Raw genomic sequence first — 24,504 nt, forward strand, 5'->3', positions numbered from 1 at the left:
ATATTGACCAATTGGATTTGCAGCACCGCCGCAAACCAAACCTAACGAGGTGGAAATATGAGTAAAAAAATCGTGATCGCCGGAGGAACCGGCTTTATCGGAACGTATTTGGAACAGGGGTATAAAGCGCTCGGGTACGAGGTTATCGTCGTCTCCAGACAGCCCGGACATACGGGCTGGGACGAGCCCGGCAAAATAACCGAAGCGCTCGAAGGCGCCGAGCTGCTCGTCAATCTGGCCGGCAAGTCGGTGAACTGCCGCTATCATCGCAGAAACAGGGAAGCCATCGTATCCTCCAGAACCGAGACGACCCGAATATTAGGAGATTCGGTATCGGCATGCCGGAAGCCGCCGCGGCTGTGGATTAACGCAAGCACCGCAACGATCTACCGGCATGCGGACGATCGGCCGATGACGGAGACAGGAGGGGAGCTCGGGACGGGATTTTCCGTGGAGGTCGCGAAGGCATGGGAGAAAGCCTTTTTTGCGTATGCGCTGCCCGGCACGAGACAAGTCGCCTTAAGGCTCGCGATCGTCCTGGGCGACGGGGGAGTCATGACGCCGTATCGCCATCTGGTTCGCTTCGGGCTTGGCGGCGCGCAAGGATCGGGCGGGCAAAGGTTCAGCTGGATTCACGTGGAGGACGTCTTCCGCATCGTCCGTTTCCTGGAGCAGAAGGACGAATTATCCGGCGTGTTCAATGCCTCGTCGCCGGATCCCGTGACCAACCGCGAGTTCATGCGGATATTGAGGCACGCCTTGAACCGGAGCATCGGCTTGCCCGCGCCGAGATGGATGCTCGAGATCGGCGCCCTGGCGATCCGTACCGAAACCGAGCTCATCCTGAAGAGCAGGTGGGTCCTTCCGGAGCGGCTGACGAGCGAGGGGTATGCGTTCGCCTATCCCGGACTCGATACCGCTCTGCGCGCGATCGTACGGGGTCAATGACAGGATTGCGCTTTCCGCGATAAGCCGCACCGAGAATTCCTTGACAGGAATATTCCGTAAAGGTTATGTTAAGATTATGGAATAGTAACGACCATCTGCTTATTTGGGCATTTTGTTCGTTATGAGGCTCAAGGATCGGAGGGGTTAACAATGAATACAGCTACGTTGAGCGCACTGGCAGAGCCCACCCGATTGCAAATGGTCGAACTCCTTCGCGACGGACCGCTGACCGTCGGCGAAATCGCCGACCGGCTCCATGTGCGTCAGCCGCAGGTATCCAAACATTTAAAGGTTCTCAATGAAGCCCAGATCGTCGAGGTACGCCCGGACGCCAACCGCCGGATCTACAACCTTCGGCCCGAGCCTCTTCAGGAAATGGATTCCTGGCTCGACTCGTTCCGCAGAATGTGGGAGGACCGGTTCGACCGGCTCGACGAATATTTGAAGGAAATTCAAAAGGACGGGTAGGCGTAGACGCTTTCGGCGTTGACCGTCTCATCCCGTCGCTTCAAGCCCTTTCCTGCCAAGGGCTTTTCTTTTTGTCCAAACCTTGCGCGGCCCGCTTCCATACATTGTATTGTTGACGAATGCTTGGAGGTGTCGGAGCGTGGTTACGATTAGCTTGTGCATGATCGTGAAGAACGAAGAGCGGGTGCTGGGCAGATGCTTGGAATCCGTTCAGGGGATAGCGGACGAGATCGTTATTGTGGATACGGGCTCGACCGACCGTACGAAAGAAATTGCCGCGAGTTACACGGATCGGATCTATCCCTTCGATTGGATCGACGATTTCTCCGCCGCGAGAAACGAGTCGTTCCGTTATGCGACGCAGCAGTACGTACTGTGGCTGGACGCGGACGATCTGCTGCAGGCAAGCGATCGCGAGAAGTTCAAAGCGCTGAAGCGGCAATTGGACCCGGCGGTGGACGCGGTATGCATGGACTATTATTTGGCGTTCGACCCTCATGGCCGGCCGACCGCCGCCGTGAAACGAAACCGGCTCGTGAAGCGGTCCCGGCAATTCCGGTGGCACGATCCGGTTCATGAACAGCTGGCCGTCGACGGGAACGTGATCTACGCCGACATCGCGGTCAGCCATGCGCGGGAGCATGCGAATTCGGACCGTAACTTGCGCATATTCGAAGGGCTGCTCGCAAAGGGGGGGAAGCTGTCCGCGAGACAATCGCTGCACTATGCGATGGAGCTTGCCGCAAACGGCCGCTACGAGGATGCCATCGCGATCTTCGAGCGCCGCATTGACGATCCGGCTGCCTACTTCGAGCAAAAATTGGACGCTTGCGACCGGATGGCGCATTGCTACCGGGAGCTTGGCCGCAAGGAGAAGGAGCTGCAAGCCTTGTTCCGAACGTTTCATTACGATGTCCCACGCGCCGACTATGCATGCCGGATCGCTTACTTCTTCCAGGAAAACGGCGATTACGAGAAAGCGGTGCATTGGTACCGTCTGGCTCTTCGGCTCGAGAAGCCCGCGCACCGGTTGTACGGCATAAATCACGCGGCTTGGACATGGATTCCCCACCTGCAGCTCGCCGTATGCTACGGCAAGCTCGGGCTGCCCGAGCAAGCTTACGAACATAATGAAATCGTGCTGTCCTACGATCCGGAGGATCCGAATCTATTAAGCAACAAGCGGCTGCTGGAAGACATCTTGAACGGGAATAAGCGCGGCCGGTGACGAGGGATTGCGCGGAATTGAGGCTTTGCCGGGAGGCAAAGCCTATTTGCCGTCGTACAGGCAATTACCGTTCCTATCGATCCGCCTCCTCCATATAATAGATTGCTAGAACTAGATTGCTAGCTTGTAGCCAAACCAGCGGGAATCGAGGAGGAGAAGGCATGACGCCGAACAGGAAAGGGACCTGCAAGAAGGTTGTCAGCAAAAGCATCTTTTTCAAAAAAACGGTCATCAAGAAGACGGTATGCAAACCGCCGACCGGTAAAAAATGCGTCGGGAAGAAGGTAAGGAGGGTAAGATCCGCATTTCGGGCAATCGCCGGAACCGAACAGAACGTTATGCAAGATCTATTTACGAAAGTGCGGTTTCAAGTCGAAGAATTCGACTTGAACAACGAGTACAACGCTTCCACTTCAACGTTCCGGCCAAGGCAGAGCGGAATTTATTCGCTGCTCGCAAGCGTCTCGACCGAGACGATTACGATGACGCCCTACACGCTTGATTTGGAGATCAGGGTAAACGGCGTGCCGCGCATATCCGACCTTGAAAATTTTCTGCCTCGACCGGGCATTATCGACGCATCCGGCATCGTGCAGCTAAGAGCGCGCGACCGAGTCGAAGTGTTCCTGCGTTCCACGTTCGAGAACGTCATCGTGCAGAGCGGCCTTGCCACCCGGTTCGAAGGAAATCGGGTCAGCGGATGAATCTTATGAACGGATAGTCTTCTTACGAGAGTAAGAAGGCTATCTTTTCGAAATATTAGAATTTATAATTTTGCACTTATAAAATCGCTTATATTTCATCGTGAAACGAGCTTATCCCGACAAAGGACGGCATAAGCCGTTTACACTTGGAATTGGACGAATTGAACGTACATATGGTATGGAGACGAGAGGGAAGCGATAAGGAGGCGTTAGGCATGGCGGGTGAGTTCGTCGCGCGCTCATTGGAGGAAACGAGGTTTTGGTCGAGGATCATGAAGGAGCATTCGCTGTTTCTTCGACTCGGCTTCCGCTGCGAGGACACGCAATTGATTAACGAGGCTAATCAATTTTATTCGATTTTCGAAGCGATCGAGAACCGGGCGAATGCGTTCACGCTAGGTACCGATCCGAGCGTGATCCGGCGGTTTAACGAAGAGGTCCATAACGCGGTTTCCCATATTTGGGCGTTCAAGCGGAAAGTGCTCGGACTCATTCTGTCATGCAAACTGCCGGGCGGCAATAACTTTCCGCTATTGGTGGACCATGTGAGCCGGGAAGCCAATTACTTCCGCAACCGCTTGGAGGACCTGAATATGGGCCGGATGGAGCCGCTGCCGGACGCGATCATCGACGAGAACGTGTTTTTCTTGCGAATCATGGCCGACCACGCGAAATTCATCAGCCATTTGCTTGATCCATCCGAACGAAGCCTCGTGGAGCAAGCCAATAACTTCAGCGAAGAATTCGACTCGCTTCTGTTTCAAGCGCGGGAGCTGGACTTCATGCGACCTCAATCCCAGACCGTCCCGCTTCTCGATCAATTCCTCGATCAGAACCGGGTATCCGTCAAGTCGCTGCGCGATTTCAAGAAAACGGCACGCGATTTGATCGAAGCCTGCCGAATCAAGAGCATCATCCATCCGCTGCTAGCCGATCACGTGTTTCGGGAGGCTGAGCATTTCCTTGTCATCATCGACCTGTTCGAAGCCAGTCTGACCGGCCAGTCGGCCGGGTGACGAAGCGCGCGCCGCGTTCGAAAGCCGCTATTTTGCGGCTTTTTCTTTTTCGCTGCGAGGGTGACATTCGCCCTGCGAAGGAGTATTATTTTAAAATATAAGATCGTATAAGCAGCAGCTTGGAGAGGAAGGTGGCCATGCGGCCGATTCGATTGGAGGAAATTACCGCTTTGCTAAGCCCGTACGAAGGCCGTTCGCCGTTCATGCACATCGAGGTGACGCCGGGGGCGTTCGTCAGGAACGTTCAGGCGACGGTTGTGCAAGCTTATGTTCGCGGCGCCGGACCGTTCCGCGTCGCGCTCAGGCTGGCGGATGACGGATGGACACGCGTAGAGGGACTCACCCATTTGACGGTGGACGAGGAAGGACGGCTGCTTATGGCCGGACACGACGACAAGGGGAGGCTTACGTGCGCGCTTCAGCTCAGCCTCGAACGCTTCCCGGCATAAGGAGGAACGATAGACGATGGATTTAACGAATAAAAGGATTCTCGGCCTGTTCGCCCATCCGGACGATGAAACGTTCATTTGCGGCGGGTCGCTGGCCCACTTCGCGAAGAGAGGCGCCAAAGTAACCGTCGTGTCGGCCACGAAGGGAGAGATGGGCAGGCGCATGGGCAACCCGCCGCTTATCTCGAGGGAGTCCATGCCGCAAGTCCGCGAAGAAGAGCTGCGCGAAGCATGCCGCCGCCTCGGCATCGAGGAGCCGGTCTTCCTGGGCATCCGGGACAAAACCGTCGAATACGAGGACGAAGCATCTCTAATCGGGCGACTCGCCTCAATTGTGGCTGACGATCAACCTGACGTCGTATTGACGTTCCACCCCGTCTGGGGAGGACATCCCGATCACTGCGCGATCGGAAGCGCTTCGGAAGCCGCGGTCGCGGCGGCCGCGAAGGCGGGCAGAGCCAATCCCGCCTTGTACTACTTATCGTTCGGCGATCCGCTCGGCGGCATTAACCACGGCGGAACGCTCCGGCCGCATGACGTCGTCCGCGTCGACGTGTCCGACAGCCTGCGGGAGAAGCTGCTTGCGTTCCGCGCACACCGCTCGCAGACCGAGATGGACGCGTGGGTATGGCAGCCGGACCGGCAGGCGCTGAACCGGTTCAACAAGCATGAGTTTTTTATCGCGGCGGGCGCCGCTTCCGTCCACCATTCGGCGGAATGGTTCGGCGAGAAGTATTGAACGGAGCAGTATATAACCATTAAGGAAAAGGGCAGCCGGCGGGCTGTTCTTTTCTTTTTATATATTGAATATATATTTATGGCGGATATTCGACTTGTCTTTGTCGAAATGACTGCAAATAAAGGAGGGATTAGTGGCATTCAGAATCGTTTTTTGCTCAAGAAATCGAAAGAATTTATTATTGCACATATTTTATATGTATGATATATTCAGGGCGATTGTTAAAGGCTGGGGGTGAGGACCTTGGGCAGCACGTGATTCACGGACGGCGATCGGTCACGATGACTTCATGTCAGGCCTCATAAGAAGAAGCGTATAGCAACGTTTCCACAACGTTAAATCGGGAGGGTGTCGAATGACTGCTTTGCAGCAGGAACAAAGCTTTAACGCGATTTCTCAGCCGGGCGAATTCACGGAGCTTGACCGTTTCATGTTTGAATCATGGGGCTATCTGATTATCCCGGACGTGCTGACGGCCGATCGGTCGAAAGCATGCCTGGATGCCTCTATCCGGCTTCACGAGAAAGCGGGGACGTCGGGTTGGGCGCAGGTCGGACGGGGCTTCGAGTCGGAGCAGGTGCTGGACGATCTCATCGACCATCCGGCTGTGCTGCCGAAGATTAGGGCTCTTTATGGCGACCGCTTCATTCTGCAATCCGCGTGGTGCACGAAGCAGCCCGCGTTCGGAGGCGTCGGCGGCTGGCATCAAGACGGCTCGGGCGCTTACGATTTCAAGCAGCTGGGCTATCCGATCCCGCTGCTTCAGCTGCGCGCTTCGTATTTGCTCACCGACCAGTCCCTTCCCGGGATGGGCAATATGGAGATGATCCCGGGCAGCCACCGCGCGCAGGCGCCGCTGCCGGCGGACATTCGCCGCGACAAATCCGATCTGCCGATCGGACACGTCGTTTGCGCGACGGCAGGGTCCGTTCTGCTCTTCCACAATGCCGTCTGGCACCGCACCTACAAGCACGACCACGACTATGACCGCTACACGGCGCATTATATATACAGCCCGCCTTGGGTCCGCTTCTCCGACCGGTTCGCCAACGACAAAGCGTATTTGGCGCGCACGACGCCTGTGCGCCGTTATTTGGCTGGCGAGTTCGAGCGTCCGGACGCTCCGTTCGGCGCCGGTTACCCGACCGCCTTCGAAGATTAACGCGCACAAGCCCCTGCTTATTCTTTCACCTAGAACGAACGTGAGAAGATACACTGACGCAGAATCACAATCGATAGGGAGGAATACACGAATGCTTAACGTCGCAATGATCAGCAAATGGCATGTTCATGCCGATGGGTACGCGAAGCACCTGCAATCGCTCGGGAATGTCAAGATTACGTCCGTTTGGGATGAAGTCGCGGACAGGGGACGCGACTGGGCGGATCAGCTCGGAGCCGACTTTGAAGCCGACCTCGACGCGCTATTGCGCAGGGAGGACGTCGACGGGGTCGTCGTCGACGCTCCCACGAGCATGCACGCGGACGTGATGGTCGCCGCGGCCGAAGCGGGGAAGCACATCTTCACGGAGAAAGCGATGGCGCTCACGGTGTCGGAGTGCGACCGGATTTCGACAGCCGTTCGGAAGGCCGGCGTCAAATTTTGCATTTCGTTCCCCGCCCGCACGAGACCGCATCATCTGCTCGCGAAGCAGCTCATGGACGATGGGCTGCTCGGGGCGATCACGCTGCTGCGCATCCGCAACGGCCACGACGGCGCGTTAAACAACTGGCTGCCCGAATACTGGTACGACGAGAAGCTGGCGGGCGGCGGAGCGATGATGGATCTCGGGTGCCACCCGATGTATTTGGCCAGCTGGCTGCTCGGGCAGCCGAAGCGCATCACGTCGATGTTTAGCCATTTTACGGGGCGGGCCGTCGAGGATAACGCGCAATGCTCGATCGAATTCGCAGGCAACGCGGTCGCGCTTCTCGAAACGAGCCTCGTCACGTACCAGACGCCGCCGGCGTTCGAGCTGTACGGCACGGAAGGAACGCTGATCGTCTCCGGCGATCAAGCCCGCTTCGCGTCGAAGCGGACGGATTCGCCGCTGCAGGGCTGGATCTCGCCCCGCCAGCTCCCGAAGGAGCAGCCGCTGCCGCTTACGCAGTGGGTGAACGGCATTCTGAACGACGGGCCGATGCCGTTCGGCCTCGAGGACGGAACGAAGCTGACGGAATTGCTGGAGACGGCCTATATTGCCCACCGCGAGAAGCGGACGGTCGATTTCAAGCAGTCGGGAGGGAACTAGGCGATGCGAACGGTGAAAGTCGGAATCATCGGCTGCGGCATGATCGCGGGCGGCAAGCATATGCCTAGCCTCGCCAAGGTGGGCAACGTGGAGATGGTCGCCTTCTGCGATCTCATCGTGGAGAGGGCGGACGAGGCGGCCGCCAAGTACGGGGTGCCGGACGCGAAAGTATTCACGGATTACAAGCAGCTTCTTGCGATGGAGGATATCGAAGTCGTCCACGTGCTAACGCCGAACGTATCCCACGCGGTCATCTCTATCGACGCGATGGAGGCAGGCAAGCATGTCATGTGCGAGAAGCCGATGGCCAAGACCGGCGCCGAAGCGAAGGCGATGTACGAGGCGCACGCAAGGACGGGGAAGAAGCTGTCGATCGGTTACCAGAACCGAAGCAAGGCGCAGTCGCAGCTGCTCAAAAAAATGATCGAAAACGGCGAGCTCGGCGACATTTATTACGCCAAAGCGGTCGCGGCGAGACGAAGGGGCGTTCCGACATGGGGCGTATTCCTGGATAAGGAGAAGCAGGGCGGAGGCCCCATGATCGATATCGGCACCCATTCGCTCGACCTGATTCTTTGGCTGATGAACAACTACGAGCCGGAGAGCGTCGTCGGCAGCGTGTTTCACAAGCTGAAGCATACGGAGAATGCGGCCAACGAATGGGGCTCGTGGGATCCGAAGACGTTCGAAGTCGAGGACTCCGCCTTCGGATACGTGAAGTTCAAGAACGGCGCCGTCGTGTCGATCGAGACGAGCTGGGCGCTCAATATCGCGAAGCCAGAAGGCTCGTACTTGTGCGGCACGAAGGGCGGCGCCGATTTCAACGGCGGCCTGCGCATTAACGGCGAGCGGGACGGCAGCTTGTTTCTGAACGTGATCGACGTGGACCCGAACGCGAGAGAGCTGTTCCGCGGGGAGAGCATGACCGATTTCGATTATGAAGCGAAGCAATGGATCCACTGTATCGTGAACGATACCGAGCCGCTCGTGAAGCCGGAGGAGGCGATGGTCGTATCGGCGATACTGGAGGCCGTCTACATTTCCGCCGAAACCGGGAAGCCGGTCTACTTCGATTAATCCCGATATTGCGGCATGCCCGAAGGGACGGACGATTCCACTCGTCCGTCCTTTCCTTTTTACGCTTGCATTATGGATATCGTTTATCTATAATGAAGGCGAGAAGCGTTTAACCGAGCAGGAAGGAGAAGCCGCCATGCAATTTTCCAAAAGCACGGGCTACGCGCTGCACGCGCTCATTCATCTGGCGCATGCGGAGCGCGGCCAGAACGTAGGGATCCGGGATTTGTCGTCGATGCTCGGCGTTTCGGAAAGCTACTTGTCCAAGATCATGTCCAAGCTGCGGCAGGACGGCGTCGTTCGCGCCGTAACGGGAGTGAACGGCGGCTACGAGCTTGCGCGCCCGGCCGCTCAAATTACGTTTCTGGAAGTGATCCAGGTAGTCGAAGGCCGGCAAAATTTGTTCGAATGCTTCAACGCAAACGCGGAGCGCCACCGGTTGTTTTTTGAAGCGGAAGAATCGGACGAGGACATTCCCGAACATCGGGGCGGCAGCGAATGCTTGGTCAAGAAAGTGATGGACGGGGCCGAGAAGCAAATGTACGACTATTTGCGGGAGCATACGATTCAATGGGTGATGGATGCATCCTCGTTCGACGCCGATTGCGCGGCAACCAAGAAGCGATGAGCTTCTTTTGCACATATTATGGATATTAAAGATCCAGGAGGATGATAGAAATGGAAAAACGATTTGATGCGGCGATTATCGGAGGCGGACCGGCAGGCCTGAATGCGGCGCTCGTGCTCGGCAGGGCGAGGAAAAGCGTCGTTGTGATCGACGAAGGGCGCCCCCGCAACCGGGTTACCCGCGAGACGCACGGCTTTCTCACAAGAGACGGCATAAGCCCGGGCGAATTCCGTCAAATCGCCAAGGAACAGATCATGGCTTATCCTTCGGTGGAATTTGCGGAAGATACGGTCGTGGCGGTAACGGGCGGCGACGGCGATTTCCGGCTGACGACCGCGCAGGGGAGGAGCTATCGCAGCAAAAAGCTGCTCTTCGCGGCAGGGATGAAGGATGAGCCGCTTGCCATTAACGGATTAACCGAGGTATACGGCAAAAGCGCCTTCGTATGTCCGTATTGCGACGGTTGGGAATTGCGGGATCAGACGCTCGTGCTGATCGTGAACGGAGCCAAGGCGATGCACCTGGCGAAGACGATTGCCGGTTGGACCGAGCGCTACACGATCTGCACGAACGGACCGGACGAGCTTACGGGCGAACAGCGCGAGGAGCTGGCGCGGCATAACGTTCCCGTCTTCGAGTCGCCGATCGCGCGAATCGAATCGGACGAAGGGATCGTGCGGCAGGTCGTGCTCGAGGACGGATCGGTCATTCCGTGCCGGGGCATCTTCTTCGCGCCGCGGCTCGTTCCCGGCTCGGATCTTCCGGAGGCTTTGGGCTGCAGGACAACGGAGGCGGGCGCCGTCGTCATTGACGACTTAGGCAAGACGAACGTGCCGGGCGTATTCGGCGCAGGCGACTCGGCATCGCAAAAGTACCAGGCGATTGCGGCCGCCGCCATGGGGGCGATGGCCGGCGCGGGCATCAACAGCGAGCTTCTGGAGGAAGCTTGGAGCAGCCAAACCGGGGAATCGTGACTTAGCGGCGGGATGAAGGCAGGAATCGGCCCTCGCGACCGTGAATTAGGAAGAGCGAAGCCAAATTCCGGTTGGAGGGATGAACCGTATGAACGTTTACAACGAAGCATCGGACGCTCGGAATCCGCGCGCCGGCCACAAGCTGGCCGATATTCCCGCCCATGATCCGTTCGTCGCGGCCGATGCGGCCTCGGGCACCTATTATTTATATACTGCGGCCAGCCCACGGCTGACCGGCCTGGACCGGTACGGCGTGCTCGCCTACAAGAGCCGCGATCTGGCCAATTGGGAAGGACCCCTTGTCGTATTCCGCGTCCCGGACGGCGTCTGGGCGAACCCGCGGCACGGCGCTTGGGCGCCCGAGGTGCATGCTTACCGCGGACGCTATTACTTGTTCGTCACGCTGCACAACAACGACAGGCCGCTCGAAGGGGAGGCGCACGGCGGCTACAAGCTCCACTGGCGCGGAACGGCGATCGCCGTCTCGGATTCGCTCGAAGGCCCGTTCGAGCTGATCCGGCCGGACGAGCCGGTCGCGCCCGCGCGGCTTATGACGCTCGACGGCACGCTGCATATCGACGAGGAGGGCAGCCCGTGGATGGTGTATTGCCACGAATGGGTCCAGACCGCCGACGGGACGATCGAAGCCGTCCGTCTGAAGGAGGATCTGTCCGGGAGCGCCTCGGAGCCGATTCATCTGTTCAACGGCTCCGAGGCGCCGTGGGACAACGGGGAGCATCCTGCCGGCAGCGCAGGTTCGATGTACGTGACGGACGGGTGCCAGCTATACCGCACCGGCGGCGGCAGTCTGATTATGCTCTGGTCCAGCTACGACAAAGGAAGCTACGTGCAGACGATCGCCCGTTCCGTATCCGGCTCGCTCCAAGGACCTTGGGAACAGCTGGAGCCGCTCGTGCGCGGCGACAGCGGACATGGCATGCTGTTCCGTACGTTCGAAGGAAACTGGATGCTCATCCTGCATTCCCCGTTCCGCATGCCCGACTCCAGGTGCAGGCTGTTTGACGTGACCGATACCGGCGATTCGTTCATCGTCAGCGCGGCCAGGCCGGATTTGGACGGAAGCCGGATTGAAGGCCATCCGGCCTAAGCGTTTGACCGTTCTCCCGTTTCGGGGAAATAGGACTTCCGGCCGCGACATATAGTCTATCGTACGAAGAAAAGTACGGGGGCGAGCGGCCTTCCGTCTAATCGCTTTCTGAACGGGGGAGACCATATGCGATTTTCGGTTGTACTTGACGCGGTTTATGCAGGGAAGAACGTTTATGAAAGCATGCTTGAGGTGAAAAAGCTCGGCTTTCATGCCGTCGAGTTTTTCGGCTGGGCGGATCACGACCTGCAAGCCTTCGCCTCGGTCAAAAACGCGCTTGGCCTTCAGGTCGCCGCAATATTGGCAAAGCCGGTCAGCATGACGCATACCGCACAGAGGCCGGCTCTCGTTGGAAGCGTCAAGCAGGCGATTTCCGCCGCCAGGCAGCTCGGCTGCCATCGGATCATCATGCTGACCGGCCCGCTCGAGGATGAGGGCCGGGGGAACGCGCACGAGCAAATCGTGATTGGATTAAAGACGGTCGAGCCGCTGCTGAGGGAAGCGAACGTGATGGCGGTGCTTGAACCGCTGAATACGCTAGTCGATCATCCGGGCTACTATTTGAACCAATCCGAAGAAGCCTTCCGGATCGTCGATGAAGTAGACAGCCCCTATGTCAAAGTTCTGTACGACATTTATCACATGCAGATCATGGAAGGCAATATTATCGCCACGATCAAGGAAAATATCGCGCGCATCGGACATTTCCACATGGCCGGCGTGCCCGGTAGGCATGAACCGTATACCGGGGAACTGTATTACATCACCATTCTGAAAGCGATCGAGGATACCGGTTACAGGGGATTCGTCGGACTTGAATACAAGCCGGCCGAGGAAGCCGCGGCCGGCTTGGCGAAGTTTCGCGATTGGGTGAGAGCCGCGTCGCTCTATTAAGCCTGCAGCCGGTGACGGACGATATGATCGGCCGTCCGGAGCGCAAGCGCTACGGTCGTAAGCGTCGGATTGGCCGTGCCGCTGGTCGGTATGACGCTGTTATCCGCAACGAACAAGCCTTCAACCCCGTGGATCCGGCCATATGGATTCGTAGCCGACGTTTGCGGATCGACGCCCATCCGGCATGTGCCGATTTCGTGGTTTTCCAATCCCGGATCGAGCAAATAGGCATCCGGCCGATCGGTCTCGGCGACGAGGGCAATGCCCGCCGCGGCTGCCGCATCCCGCACGCCTTGCAGCAAGAGATCGATAACCGCCTGGTCCTTCTCGCTGTAGGCGAACCGAATCTTCAGCTTCGGCACGCCGTCCTCGTCGATGTCGGCCGGATCCAGCTCGATGCGGTTATCGCGGCGGCTCTCCACCCGGCCCGAACCGTAAAAGGCGACTCCCCATTCCGGCTGCAGCGGCTGGATTCGCTTCTGGACCTTGAAGTATCCGTCCGGCCCCGCAATCTGAATCTGGTAAGGCCTGTCTTCCCGCGGCGGAATGATGATATGAAGCGGTCCGAACACTTCGGGGAACTCCTCCCTACGGACGATGCCGAATCCCATGACGCGGGAATGATTCGTCAAGTATCGGCCGATGGCGGCTCCTTCGATGCCGGACTGAAGCAAGATTTGCGGCGAACCGAAGGTGCTTGCAGCCAAAACCACGTTTTTGGCCTTTATGAACGCGTTCCGCCCGTCCGGCGTCCGGACGCAAACGCCGACCGTTCGGCCCTTCTCCGTAACCGCTTCGGTTACCCGCGAATGGACTGCCAAATCGAAGGGAGCGTTCAACGCCTCCGCCAGCCATACGATCGAGCTGAAGAACGGATTCGAGTTCACGACTCCGAATTTGGTCGGCTCCACGTTGATGGCGAGCGGGGCATCGATGGCATCGGGATACCCGCTTCCCTGAAGCCGCTTCAATACGATGTCCTCCAGGCTGGACCCTCGCGTATACTCGGCCGAGACGGCCATGATTTTCTCCGCCAACCGGTAATAATCGTTCATTTCCCGCAAAGGAACCGGCCAGCCGGCGAGATCGGACAGGCTCATCCTCGGAGCCGCCAAGCCCCAAAACAACGTTCTTCCCCCGATCGCGTAGATTTGCGGGGACAGGAAGTCCGGAGGCATGGAGGCGGCATCGAGGAACATCGAATCCGCCAATGCGTCGGACATCGTTGCGATATTCCAAACATGGGTCGGCAGCAGCAATCCGCCTCTTTCGAGAACGCCGATCTTTTTCCCGCTTCCCCCAAGCCGCTCGAGCAGCCGCCACAGCATGGCACCGCCACCCGCGCCGGTGCCGACGACGAGCACGTCGTATTCCTTGTCGGCCATGTCCTCAAGGGATGCGAGCGGTAGCCATTGCGCAGTTCGGCTTGCCGAATCATTTCGCATTTTTGCCGTCTCACCTCCAATCAGGATGGGCTGCCGCCGCATGCTCCGGGAATGAATTCGCATGCGCGCCACGACAAAATATATGTTTGCCGCAAAACCGGCATGACTCGGGATTTTCCCCGCCGGTTTGGACAAACTAGGAAAAGCAGACTTGAGCGGGGTGGAGAAGAAGGTGATGGAAGCGGATAAAAGCACGGCAGCATTATTAACGAAAAAGCCTGCGGCCTCCAAAGGTTTTTTCTTTCTGTTGGGTTATAGCCTGAACGACGAGAGCTTCATGGTCGGCGTACTGAAGGATAACGCGATTTTGCCGGTCGGTTCTTTCGCTACAGGCTTGAAGCGGGAAGAGGCCCGTTCCTTGCTGGAGACGATTCGAACGCATCAAGTCCGGTCGGACCGCACGGCCATCCGGGTCAATCCGGGCATTTGCGTCGAATTGTCGTTCGACGCGGCGGAGGGAGACCGATTGATCAATCCCGCGTTCCGGTCGTTCCAGTTCGGCATGGATTGGAAAGCGTGCACCTGGAACAAGCTGATCGTGGATCAGGCACCCGTGCGGCCTGAAGTGAAGCTGACGCATCCGGACAAAATCGTCTGGGACAATCCCCGCATCGATAAAGAGGGCTACGCCGCCTATCTCGTACAAATCGCGCCGCAAATGCTGCCATTCTTGAAAAACCGGGTGCTGACGACGATCCGTTACGTTCACGGCGTGCCCGGAGAAGCCTTTTATCAAAAAAACTGCCCGGATTACGCTCCGGATTTTATCCAAACCGCGGTAGAGAGCGGGATCCGTTATATCGTGTGCAACGATTTGTCCACGCTGCTGTGGCTGGGGAACCAGCTCGCGATCGAATTCCATATTCCGTTTCAAACGGTCGGCGAGGAGAAGCCGCTCGAAATCGTCTTCGATCTCGATCCGCCCGGGCGGGAGCGCTTCCCGCTCGCGGTGAAGGCCGCGTCGGAGCTGCGGACCGTCTTCGAGCAATTCGGCATCCGAAGCTACCCGAAGCTGTCCGGCGGCAAAGGGCTTCAAATCCATATTCCGCTTTCCCGCAATACGTCCTTGACCTATGACGATACGAGAATTTTTACGGCTTTCATCGCGGACTATTTGGTCGAGCGGTTTCCGGACGATTTTACGACCGAACGGCTGAAAAAAAACCGCGGCGCGAGGCTGTACGTCGACTATATCCAGCACGCGGCCGGCAAAACGATCGTCTGCCCCTACTCAGCGAGAGGGAACGCGGAGGCGACGGTCGCGGCCCCGTTATACTGGGACGAAGTAAACGCCCGGTTAAGACCCGATACCTATAACCTCCCTTTCGTCCTGAATCGCCTCGCGACGGGGGAAGAGCCGATGCGCGATTTTTTCGAACAGGAGAACAAAGCGTTAATTCCCCTTATCGCGCAGCTTAAACATAAATAACGCGCCGAGCCGCCGCGATGATCGAGGCCGGCGTCCGGGAGCCTGCTGCCCGCGCAAGCTCCTTTTTGCCATGCCGTGGCGCGTTCGTCCGGTTGCCCGAAAATGACACCCAAACGACACACGACGTACACGGCAATGCTCTATACTTCGATTTGCAACGACAAACGGAGGTGAAGCGGGCATGCGCGGCGGCTAGGCAGGACGGCGATTTACGGGTAAGCTTACGTTAGATCGAGAGAAACGAAAACGGAGCGTATGGCAATGAAACGAAGCCTATTATTGGTCGAAGACGACTCGCTTATGCGGGAGTTTAATACAGACTATTTCAAAAAAGAACAGTGGGACGTCCACGAGGCGGAGAACGGGAAAATCGCCCTAGACCTGTTCGAGACGACTTCCGTCGACCTGGTCGTGCTCGACATCATGATGCCGGAAATGGACGGCTGGTCGGTATGCAGGCGCATCCGCGCCAAGTCGGACGTACCGATTATGATCATTACCGCCAGATCGGACGACGACGATCAAATGCTCGGCTTCGAGCTCGGCGCCGACGAATACGTTACGAAGCCGCTGAGCCCGAGGGTACTTGTCGCCCGCGCCGGCGCATTAATGAAATTTGGGAGATCCGCGAGCGGTGGATACCCATATCAAAAAAACTGCGGGCCAAGCTCGGTGACGAAGGCCGATGGATCTCGTCCGTCATCCGCGCCGGCTATAAATTCGAGTACGCCCCATGAGAAGGCATAGCGTCGTTTTTAAGCTTTTCGTCGCGACATCCGTCCTTATTCTGATCGTATTTTCCTTGGCGACGCTTGCCGAGGGCTTGTTCTTCGAGCGGTTCTACCGCGCCTCCAAAATGAATGGGCTGGAGAGGGCGATGAGTGGGTTCGCGGAACGGTTCCAGCGGGCGGATTCCGGGGAGCGGCAGCGCTCGCGGCTGCTTGGGACCTTCATGAACGACCATGACGCGAGCGTCGCCGTCCTGAACGGACGGCTCGAACGCAACTGCCCTTATTAATTTCAGAAACTGAAACGGGAAGCGAAATAAAAGGGGCAGCGTGGGTTTTAGTTTCAAATTTTTAAACTTAATCGGTTAGTATCGAAAGGTGAAGCGCGAATGATATTGTTTACTTTCAATCATTGAAACTAAATAACATAGGCGAGGTGTTATGAACCGTTTAGTTACATTTTTTGAAATTAGCATCGCAGTCTCATGTTCGTCGGAGCCCCAATGCCCCTATTTCGAACGCGGATTTAAGAAAAGCTTTAGAATGTCCGCCGCTTCTTTTTAATCCTGTTCCGTTATTCTGTTCTACTGATTGCAGGAAAGCGGGGAGCGGGAATGAACGTTAGGCGGCTATTGCATCATGTCATCATCTTCATCATGTATCTAATCTATATTTACGGTTTGTTCAAAGTCGTTTTATTCAAGTTCAGGGCGATCGAGCCTGTCGATCTATGGCGGCGGCTCGAGCGCGGCCTCGGTGATCCCGGCGCCGTCGCGGAGCGGGCGCAAAGCGGCAATTTGATCCCGTTTCGCGAAATCAATCGGTCGCTTCATCATGTATCGGGCCATTCCGTCTTGAACCTGGCCGGGAACGTGATGATTTTCGCGCCGTACGGCATGCTGCTCGCGCTGCTGGCAAATAATAGGATAACCGCGGCGGGAGCGCTGCTCCGATCCTTCGGCTTAAGCCTATGCCTCGAAGGCGCGCAGCTCGTCCTGTCGCTCGGCAGCTTTGACGTGGACGATCTTCTGTTAAATACGAGCGGAGGCATTATGGGATTCCTTGTTGCGAAGTTTTGCGTTAAGCTTGGACATAAGGCCGGTACGATCCGGAGAGGCCGACGAGAGGCCCACGATTAACAGGGAGTGGAACGAATGAAGACAATTACGATACTCATTGCCGATGACGAAGCGGAAATCGCCGATCTCGTCGAGCTGCATTTGCTGAAGGAAGGCTACCGGTGCTTGAAAGCATATGACGGATTGCAGGCTTTGGAAGCCGTGCAAAAAAACGCCGTCGATCTGGTCATCCTCGATATTATGATGCCGAAGCTGGACGGCTACGAAGTGACGAGGCAAATCCGGGAAAGCCAGCATATGCCGATCATTTTCCTAAGCGCCAAAGCGACCGATCTCGATAAAATCGCCGGGCTCGTCAGGGGGGCTGACGATTACGTGACCAAGCCGTTCAACCCGATGGAGCTCGTGGCCCGCGTGAACGCGCAATTAAGGCGCTCCTTTCAGTTCAACGCATCGGCGAAGGCCGGACAAAATATGCTGGAAGCGGGCGGGCTCGTCATCTACCCCGAAGAACGTTCCGTGTTCCTCTACGGGAGTCCGGTCGAGCTGACTCCGAAGGAGTTCGATATTTTGCATTTGCTGGCCCGTTATCCGAAGAAGGTGTTCAGCTCGGATAATATTTTCGAACAGGTATGGGGGGAAGCGCATTACGACGGCACGAGCAATACGGTCATGGTCCATATCCGCACCTTGCGGAGGAAGCTCGGAGAGGATACGAACAAAAACAAGTGGATCAAGACCGTCTGGGGAGTAGGGTATGCGTTCAATGGCTGACGCGATTCGCAGCTTCCGGTCGAGGATGGTGCAGCTGTTCGGGCTCAGCATGCTCTTCTCCGCCGCGATTACTTATTTGATCTATAGGTTGCTTCAGCTCTATTACCATACGACGCGGTACGAAGACCCGCTCACGCAGGTAAGGTTCTTCATTAAGCGGGTCGGCGACGTCAACTTCTTCCTGATCCTCTTTATTCCGCTCTCGATCTTGTTCTTCTTTCTTCTGACCAAACGGTACGTCGCGTACTTTCGCGAAATTTCGGAAGGGATTCACAAGCTTGCGCGCGGCGAATTCGGCACTTTGGTGGAGATCCGGTCGAAGGACGAATTCGGGGATATCGCAAGAGACGTGAACATGGCGAGCGCGAAGCTCCGCGAGGCGATCGAACGAGGCGATTTCGCAGAGAACAGCAAGGAGCAGCTCGTATTGAATCTGGCGCATGACTTGCGGACGCCGCTTACGTCGGTGATCGGCTATTTGGACTTCATCCTGAAGGACGAGCAGCTGACCGCCGAGCAGACGAAGCATTATTTGAGCGTCGCGTTCGCGAAATCGCGGCGGCTCGAGAAGCTCATCGACGAGCTGTTCGAAATTACCCGGATGAACTACGGCAAGCTTACGATCGACAAAGACTCTATCGATTTGAGCGAGCTGCTTACGCAATTGACGGAGGAGCTATTCCCGGTCTTCGAGAAGAGCAAGCTGTCGGCCCGGCTGAACGTGCCGACGAATTTGACGATCCAGGGGAACGGGGAGCTGCTCGCGCGCGTATTCGAAAATTTGCTGACGAACGCCGCGCGCTACGGCAAGGACGGCCGGTACGTCGATATTCACGGCTATCCGGAAGCCGGCGAAGCGGTTGTCCAAGTGATCAACTACGGCAGCAGCATCCCGCCCGAGGAGCTGCCTCATATCTTCGACATGTTCTTCACCGGCGATAAGGCGCGCACCCATCGCGAAGGAAGCACGGGGCTCGGCTTGTTCATCGCGCGAAATATCGTCACGCAGCATGAGGGCGTCATTACGGCCGAGAGCACCGTCATCCGCACGATATTCGAAGTCCGTCTGCCGCTTGACGATCCGAATCGGACGCCAGAGTAGTTCATCCGTATTGAAATGAATCCGATCCGGCTTTATGATTGAAGAAAATGGCAGTCCGGGGAGAGAAGCGCAGATGAAAAGCAATGACGCCGATACAAAGCGCAAGGAGTCGACCGCCGAGTCTCGCGTTCAAGGTAATCAGCCGAGGCCCGCGCGCGCGGGCCTCGGCTCTTACGAGGGAATCATGACGCTTCAGCGACTGGCGGGCAACCGGGCGGTCGCACAGCTGATGAACGCGGCGCAGACCGCGGACGCCCCGATTCAGCGGCAGAGCGGCCTGAATTCATTGGGCGCGATCAGTCTCGATCTGGCCGGCGGCGACGTGGCCAAGGCCGACGTCATACGCCGAATGATCGACAAGTACGGCCCGATCAAGGTCAGGTCCGCCGCGATAGATCTTCCGGACGCGTTCGCGAGCTTGGAGCGCGCGGAGATGACGATGCAGTTCCTGGAGCAGCCCGGCGCCGGACCGGAGCTGGCTGCCGTTGCCCAGCGGTTGGCCGGCGCGGCGGACGACCGATACTTGAAGCTGCTGAAGCTGATGCTGGATGCGAAGGCGGCCGCAGGCTCCATGGACCTGGACGCCGCCCGGCTGGAAATCGTCTGCGCCCTCGCCGACGAAATCGGCGAGAACAAGGGCCATCTGCAATACGTCGTCTTGTCCGTCGTTCGATCGGACGACTTGGAGGCAACCGCCAAGAAGCTGGATCGGGTCAAAACATTCAATTTCAACGAAAAACTGGAGCAGAAGGTCGACTCGGAAGCGAAAAAATTCGCGGATTGGAACTTGAAGGACAAGCTGTTCGCCATCGATAAGGAAGAGTCGGAGCAGAAGAAGAAGGCATTCGACGACCAGCGGGAAGCGGCTTCCCAGGTTCCAAAGGTGAAGAAGGAGAAATCCGAGTTCAAGAAAGGGCAGCTTCTCGGGGAAGAGCAGCAAAAACGGGCCAAGCCGAAGCAGGACGAAATCGCCCTTGACGCGGAGAAGAAGCGGCAGGATGCGAAGGGTCCGGAATATGAACTGGCCCTGGACGAGAGGAAAGGCAAATACGCGCAATATTATCAAGCCGTCGGCTTCCATCCGCAAGCCGACGCCGCGCTTGCAATGGCCTCCAATTGGTTTGACCAGGCGCTGAAGATCATGGACATCGTGATGCTCGGCAAGGACGGGGAGACGCTCGCCTTCAAATCGGGGCTGTCGATCGATAAGCTGATCGGCCTGCGGAATAAGTTCGCGCCCGGACAAATCGCGCAGCTGCTTCAACAGCTCAAGATTGCCGGGCTTACGCCGTTCATGGAGTATCCGATCTACACCGCTTTTCTGAAAGCGCTTCTTGCTCAAGTACCATGGGCGCCGCTGCAGGACCTTGCCAAGTACGTCGGCAAGTTTCATGCCTATTGCGAGGATCCGGCTGCCACCGGGCATTTCGTCACGCTCGTTCAAGGCTATTCGGTGAAGGAGATCGTCAATTTGCTGGAAGCGGCTCCGCCATACAAGACGCCGGATGTTAACAAAATGAGTCTTCTCGTCGCTTTGTCCGCCAAAGCCGACTCGGCGAGCACGCTTCTTGCCGCCTTGAATCTGTGCGAGCGGGCCGAATGGGACGCGGCGCGCGTCCTTGCGGAGCAGGGCGCATGGCCTGACGGCGCGAAAGCGGCGGAGCTGGAGCTCGCGATCGAGGGACGCATGATGGCGAATATCGATAAGGACGACCAGTTTGCGAGATGGATCAAAAATTTGGCCGTTCTCGCGGAGAAGGGCTATCATACGATCACATACGGCAATGTCGTCACCTTAGGCGGCAAAATGCTTACGAAGGAAGTGCTGTGTACCGTCAGCGGCAACGGATTAAACGAATCTTTCGTCGTGCACGGCCATCCCGGAGCCGGCAAAGCCCAGGTAGGATCGCCGAACGCATCGGATATCCATTTGAAGCCGTCGGGCGGCTACAACGTCAATACGCGGCTTAAGCGGGAGCAAATTCCGGTCGTTATTTGGAACGGAATCGGCGACGCGCGAAGAAAGGAGCTGACGAAGCAGTAGAGGGAGAGGAGCATTGGCCTTCACTTGAATACGGCATCGGCAGGAGGGGCTGTCCCGCAGAGAGGGACGGCCCCTTGTTCTTTCCCGGCGCAACCGCCATTCGGTGCGGATTCGTAACGATTTTAAGAAAAAATTAATGTCAATACCTCTTTCTTTTTCATCCGTTTCCCTTATCCTATAGTCAACGAACAAATTCGTTACGCCACAAAATCCATTCGAAAAGGAGCTGGACCAACGGAAATTACCGGAGCCTATGCGCGTTGAACGAGCCTTCCGCTATTGATGAACGACATCTCGGCATGGACCGTATTTACGAAACGATCATGCATAGGGAAGAAAGAGAGTGCAACATGAAAAAACAACCAAAATACCTGTTCTACGGGTTATTGATGATAAGCATTATGCTGCTGTCCGCGTGCGGCGACGCTCGGCAGGAGAGCGGCGCCGCCTCCGCGAACCAGACCGGTCCGCCCGAAGCCGCCGGCGATTCCGATCCGTCCGAGCCGACGTACAAAGTCGTGATCGATCCCGGCCATGGCGGCGACGATCCAGGCGCAACGGGCGCCAGCGGCCGATACGAGAAAGATTTTACGCTAAGCATTTCCAAGAAGGTCGTTCGGCTGCTGAAGCAGATCCCGCAAGTTCAGGTTTACATGACTCGGGAGGACGACCGGACGCTGTCCACCGTCGACCGGGACCGGACGAACTACGCGAACGGATTGAATGCGGATTTATTCATCTCTTTGCACGGCAACACGTACGAAAGCTCTTCCGTATCCGGCATCGAAACGTTCTACTACCATGATGACTCGCTGCCTTTCGCCGAATCCATCCACGCGAAGCTGGTCGAGGCCTCCGGCTTCAACGACCGGGGAATCAAGCACGAGGACTATTACGTTCTGAAAGAAACGAACATGCCGGCTATCCTGCTGGAGCTTGGTTATTTAACGAATCCCGAGGAAGAGGCGGTCATGCTGTCCGACGAATTTCAAAATGCGATCGCTTCCTCCATCGACGAAGGGGTAAAACAGTTTTTGCAGATTCAGGCATAACCGACAATGACAAGGTGCGGGAGGCGGCCGGCAGGCGCTGCCCGCGCCTTGTTCATTTTGTTTAAAACGTTTCATGATGCAGGAATTGAGCGGTTAGCGGCTAATAGGTTAAAGAGTGAACAAGCTTCACGGTCATTTCTTTCGCAATGTATGCGCTTGCAATGTGAAGTAAACCGACTATGACGCAGGAGGTTAAACGTTTCATGGAGCAGCAAGTGAAAGACGATTTGACAAGGGGTACCGGAAGCAAAAAACAAAGCATCATCGATTGCGACGTCCATCCGTCGCCGCGGAATACGGACGAGATCCGGGCTTACTTAGCGCAGCCTTGGCGTGACCGCTATCATGGCAGCACGCGCGGCTTCTTCGGCAATCCGGTGCATGGCGCGCGCCTTGACGCGACCCCGCCGAACGGAGGACCGACCGGCTCGGATCCGGAATTTCTTCGGGAGCAGCTTATCGACAAGTATGGTCACGCCTACGCGATTCTATTGCCGCGCGCTTTCTGCAACCTGCATCCCGATCCCGACTTCGGGACCGCCATCGCCGCGGCTTACAACGATTGGCTTGCCGACACCTGGCTGGGCGCGTATAATCGCGACGGCGTATTCAAAGGCTCGATTACGGTCAACCATCAGGATCCGCAGGCGGCCGCCCGGGAAATCGAGCGGTGGGCGGGACATCCGCATTTTGTCCAGGTGATGACGGATTCCGGGGCGCGGGCGCCTTTCGGGCAGCGGCATTATTACCCGATCTACGAGGCGTGCGCGCGCCACGGCTTGCCGTTCGCCATTCATCCGGGAACGGACGGCATGGGCATCAATATCCAGCCCTCGCCGGGCTATCCGACGCATTACATCGAATGGCATACATGCCTCTCCTTGGGTTTCCAGGCCCATCTCGTCAGCTTCTTGACGGAAGGGGTGTTCGAGCGGTTCCCGAACTTCAAAATCGTGCTGACCGAAGGGGGCGTCGCGTGGCTGCCCGGCCTGATGTGGCGCCTCAATGCCGAATACAAGGCGCTGCGGTACGAGGTACCGTGGATGAAGCGTCGCCCGAGCGACTATTTGCGGGATCATGTCCGGATCACCTCGCAGCCTCTTGAGCGGCCGGACGACGACCGCGAGCTGCTTCAAATGCTGCAGATGATGGATGCGGAGCATATTCTCATGTTCGCCAGCGATTACCCTCACTGGGATTTCGATTCGCCGACGCACACGTTTCCGAAACTGCCCGAAGCGATGCATCGGCGGATCTTTTTCGAAAACGCGCGCGAATTGTACAATTTATAACGAGCGGGGAACGGAGGAGCTGTCTGGCATGGGGAGACATATAATCGGCGCGGCGGCGGACTTACCGCCGGGCAAAAACAAAATATTAACGGTTGAAGGCCGGTCGGTCGGCGTCTTTAACGTGAACGGCACGTATTACGCCCTTAAGAACAGCTGTCCGCATCAAGGGGCTCCGTTGTGCAAAGGACGGGTAACCGGCATGACGCTTCCGTCCGAGCCCGGACAATATGTGTACGGACGCGAAGGGGAGATTCTCCGTTGTCCGTGGCATGGCTGGGAATTCGACATCGCAAGCGGCAAATCGATCTTCGATCCGCATAAGTGCCTCGTAAAAACGTATGAGGTTGCCGTAGAAGCGGAGGCGGAGGAGAGCCCTTCCGTGGAGACGTACGAGGTCAAGGTCGAGGAAGCGAAAATCGTCGTCTATATTTAGCTTGTATTCGGCCCGCCGCAAAGAGAGATGCGCGGCGGGCCGAACATTAGCGGAACGGACGTCCGGTTGAGCTTGACAATGGGGAGGATCCGCTCTATCATTAGTTTATTAATAGTTAATTATTTAATTATTAGTGAATTAAATTCTGGTTGTTCGTAAAAGCGGCATGAGGAGGTACGGTTATCGAGAAATGGGATCCGTTTGAACGGCCGGTTAGGTCGGTCGATGTTTTTTTGACTCTCTACAAGACGAATCATCATCTGGTCCAGCGGTTGGAGGAGCAGCTGGGAAAGTTCGACCTGACGCTAGGCAGGTGGTGCTTGCTTGTGGCCCTCAGGTCGGGCGGCAGGGCAATGCTGCCGTCGGAGCTAAGCGACGACCTTGCGGTTACGAGGGCCAACATCAGCAATTTATTGAATGCGCTGGAGAAAGCGGGACGGATCCAAAGGGAGTTCGACCCCGCCAACAGAAGAAGAATTCTTGTGAGTCTTACGCCGGACGGCCATGAATTAATTGCGAAAGCTTGGCCCGTCTACGAGGAGACGATCGTCCGGCATGTCGATGGCAAGCTTACGGCGCAAGAACAAGAGCAACTGAAAAAACTGTTAAAGAAATTAGTTTAAAAGCCGGAAACCGCCGCT

General features: G+C 57.0%; 25 protein-coding genes and 1 pseudogene. 25 read left to right on the forward strand and 1 reads right to left on the reverse strand.

Going from position 1 to position 24,504, the window contains the following annotated elements:
• The first annotated feature begins 57 nt into the window (after positions 1-57).
• The 14 genes from IDH41_RS15320 to IDH41_RS15385 all read left to right on the forward strand — a co-directional run bounded on the left by IDH41_RS15320 (position 58) and on the right by IDH41_RS15385 (position 12,485).
• Positions 58-948 carry a TIGR01777 family oxidoreductase gene (locus IDH41_RS15320; protein WP_190862493.1) on the forward strand — a complete coding sequence of 297 codons (891 nt, stop codon included), beginning with the start codon at positions 58-60 and terminating at the stop codon, positions 946-948.
• A 150-nt stretch (positions 949-1,098) separates the two neighbouring features.
• Positions 1,099-1,416 (forward strand): ArsR/SmtB family transcription factor, encoded by a 318-nt coding sequence (locus IDH41_RS15325; RefSeq protein WP_190862495.1) that lies wholly within the window; start codon positions 1,099-1,101, stop codon positions 1,414-1,416.
• Positions 1,417-1,555: 139 nt separating this feature from the next.
• A complete protein-coding gene (locus tag IDH41_RS15330; RefSeq protein ID WP_190862496.1) occupies positions 1,556-2,644 on the forward strand; it encodes a glycosyltransferase in 1,089 nt (362 codons plus the stop codon).
• A 161-nt stretch (positions 2,645-2,805) separates the two neighbouring features.
• Entirely contained in the window at positions 2,806-3,348 is a 543-nt protein-coding gene (locus IDH41_RS15335; RefSeq protein WP_190862498.1) for an ABC transporter permease, read from the forward strand.
• A 215-nt stretch (positions 3,349-3,563) separates the two neighbouring features.
• Positions 3,564-4,364: a DUF2935 domain-containing protein gene (locus IDH41_RS15340; protein WP_190862500.1), complete on the forward strand. Its 801-nt coding sequence runs from the start codon at positions 3,564-3,566 to the stop codon at positions 4,362-4,364.
• A 137-nt stretch (positions 4,365-4,501) separates the two neighbouring features.
• Positions 4,502-4,813, forward strand: a complete 312-nt coding sequence (locus IDH41_RS15345) for a DUF1806 family protein (protein ID WP_190862502.1) — start codon at positions 4,502-4,504, stop codon at positions 4,811-4,813.
• Positions 4,814-4,829: 16 nt separating this feature from the next.
• Positions 4,830-5,552, forward strand: coding sequence for a PIG-L family deacetylase (locus IDH41_RS15350; RefSeq protein ID WP_190862504.1), 723 nt, complete (start codon positions 4,830-4,832; stop codon positions 5,550-5,552).
• 355 nt (positions 5,553-5,907) lie between these two features.
• Complete coding sequence (locus IDH41_RS15355; RefSeq protein ID WP_190862506.1) at positions 5,908-6,714, forward strand: phytanoyl-CoA dioxygenase family protein; 807 nt, start codon at positions 5,908-5,910, stop codon at positions 6,712-6,714.
• 91 nt (positions 6,715-6,805) lie between these two features.
• Positions 6,806-7,804 (forward strand): Gfo/Idh/MocA family protein, encoded by a 999-nt coding sequence (locus IDH41_RS15360; protein ID WP_190862508.1) that lies wholly within the window; start codon positions 6,806-6,808, stop codon positions 7,802-7,804.
• A 3-nt stretch (positions 7,805-7,807) separates the two neighbouring features.
• Entirely contained in the window at positions 7,808-8,881 is a 1,074-nt protein-coding gene (locus IDH41_RS15365) for a Gfo/Idh/MocA family protein (protein WP_190862510.1), read from the forward strand.
• A gap of 136 nt (positions 8,882-9,017) precedes the next feature.
• Positions 9,018-9,509 (forward strand): RrF2 family transcriptional regulator, encoded by a 492-nt coding sequence (locus tag IDH41_RS15370; protein WP_190862512.1) that lies wholly within the window; start codon positions 9,018-9,020, stop codon positions 9,507-9,509.
• A 50-nt stretch (positions 9,510-9,559) separates the two neighbouring features.
• Complete coding sequence (locus tag IDH41_RS15375) at positions 9,560-10,483, forward strand: NAD(P)/FAD-dependent oxidoreductase (protein WP_190862514.1); 924 nt, start codon at positions 9,560-9,562, stop codon at positions 10,481-10,483.
• Positions 10,484-10,571: 88 nt separating this feature from the next.
• Positions 10,572-11,591, forward strand: a complete 1,020-nt coding sequence (locus IDH41_RS15380; protein ID WP_190862516.1) for a glycoside hydrolase family 43 protein — start codon at positions 10,572-10,574, stop codon at positions 11,589-11,591.
• Positions 11,592-11,717: 126 nt separating this feature from the next.
• Positions 11,718-12,485 (forward strand): hydroxypyruvate isomerase family protein, encoded by a 768-nt coding sequence (locus tag IDH41_RS15385; RefSeq protein WP_190862518.1) that lies wholly within the window; start codon positions 11,718-11,720, stop codon positions 12,483-12,485.
• Here IDH41_RS15385 and IDH41_RS15390 read toward each other — a convergent pair.
• The gene (locus tag IDH41_RS15390) at positions 12,482-13,930 is read right to left on the reverse strand and encodes a GMC oxidoreductase (RefSeq protein WP_190862520.1); all 1,449 of its coding nucleotides are present in this window, start codon (positions 13,928-13,930) and stop codon (positions 12,482-12,484) included. The two genes, IDH41_RS15385 and IDH41_RS15390, sit on opposite strands and share 4 nt — an antisense overlap.
• Before the next feature lie 160 nt (positions 13,931-14,090).
• Between IDH41_RS15390 and ligD the strand changes: the two genes are divergently transcribed.
• From ligD to IDH41_RS15445, 11 genes and pseudogenes are all read left to right on the forward strand, one after another.
• Positions 14,091-15,359, forward strand: a complete 1,269-nt coding sequence (ligD, locus tag IDH41_RS15395; RefSeq protein ID WP_317890757.1) for a DNA ligase D — start codon at positions 14,091-14,093, stop codon at positions 15,357-15,359.
• A gap of 261 nt (positions 15,360-15,620) precedes the next feature.
• Positions 15,621-16,096, forward strand: a pseudogene (locus IDH41_RS15400) (response regulator transcription factor).
• Complete coding sequence (locus IDH41_RS15405) at positions 16,093-16,377, forward strand: hypothetical protein (protein WP_190862522.1); 285 nt, start codon at positions 16,093-16,095, stop codon at positions 16,375-16,377. The pseudogene IDH41_RS15400 and the gene IDH41_RS15405 overlap by 4 nt, the downstream one beginning before the upstream one ends.
• Before the next feature lie 324 nt (positions 16,378-16,701).
• Positions 16,702-17,226 (forward strand): VanZ family protein, encoded by a 525-nt coding sequence (locus IDH41_RS15410; RefSeq protein ID WP_190862524.1) that lies wholly within the window; start codon positions 16,702-16,704, stop codon positions 17,224-17,226.
• 15 nt (positions 17,227-17,241) lie between these two features.
• Positions 17,242-17,940: a response regulator transcription factor gene (locus IDH41_RS15415; protein WP_190862526.1), complete on the forward strand. Its 699-nt coding sequence runs from the start codon at positions 17,242-17,244 to the stop codon at positions 17,938-17,940.
• Positions 17,933-19,042, forward strand: a complete 1,110-nt coding sequence (locus IDH41_RS15420) for a sensor histidine kinase (protein ID WP_190862527.1) — start codon at positions 17,933-17,935, stop codon at positions 19,040-19,042. Before IDH41_RS15415 ends, IDH41_RS15420 begins: the two co-directional genes overlap by 8 nt.
• Before the next feature lie 73 nt (positions 19,043-19,115).
• Positions 19,116-21,086 (forward strand): hypothetical protein, encoded by a 1,971-nt coding sequence (locus tag IDH41_RS15425; protein ID WP_190862529.1) that lies wholly within the window; start codon positions 19,116-19,118, stop codon positions 21,084-21,086.
• Positions 21,087-21,436: 350 nt separating this feature from the next.
• The gene (locus IDH41_RS15430; RefSeq protein ID WP_190862531.1) at positions 21,437-22,138 is read left to right on the forward strand and encodes an N-acetylmuramoyl-L-alanine amidase family protein; all 702 of its coding nucleotides are present in this window, start codon (positions 21,437-21,439) and stop codon (positions 22,136-22,138) included.
• A 203-nt stretch (positions 22,139-22,341) separates the two neighbouring features.
• Positions 22,342-23,430, forward strand: coding sequence for an amidohydrolase family protein (locus IDH41_RS15435; protein WP_190862533.1), 1,089 nt, complete (start codon positions 22,342-22,344; stop codon positions 23,428-23,430).
• Between the two features lie 28 nt (positions 23,431-23,458).
• The gene (locus IDH41_RS15440; protein WP_190862535.1) at positions 23,459-23,863 is read left to right on the forward strand and encodes a Rieske (2Fe-2S) protein; all 405 of its coding nucleotides are present in this window, start codon (positions 23,459-23,461) and stop codon (positions 23,861-23,863) included.
• A gap of 233 nt (positions 23,864-24,096) precedes the next feature.
• Positions 24,097-24,486 (forward strand): MarR family winged helix-turn-helix transcriptional regulator, encoded by a 390-nt coding sequence (locus tag IDH41_RS15445; RefSeq protein ID WP_190862537.1) that lies wholly within the window; start codon positions 24,097-24,099, stop codon positions 24,484-24,486.
• The last annotated feature ends 18 nt before the right edge of the window (positions 24,487-24,504 follow it).

The sequence above is a fragment of the Paenibacillus arenilitoris genome (assembly GCF_014705655.1).
In the GTDB taxonomy this organism is placed as follows: Bacteria; Bacillota; Bacilli; order Paenibacillales; family Paenibacillaceae; genus Pristimantibacillus; species Pristimantibacillus arenilitoris.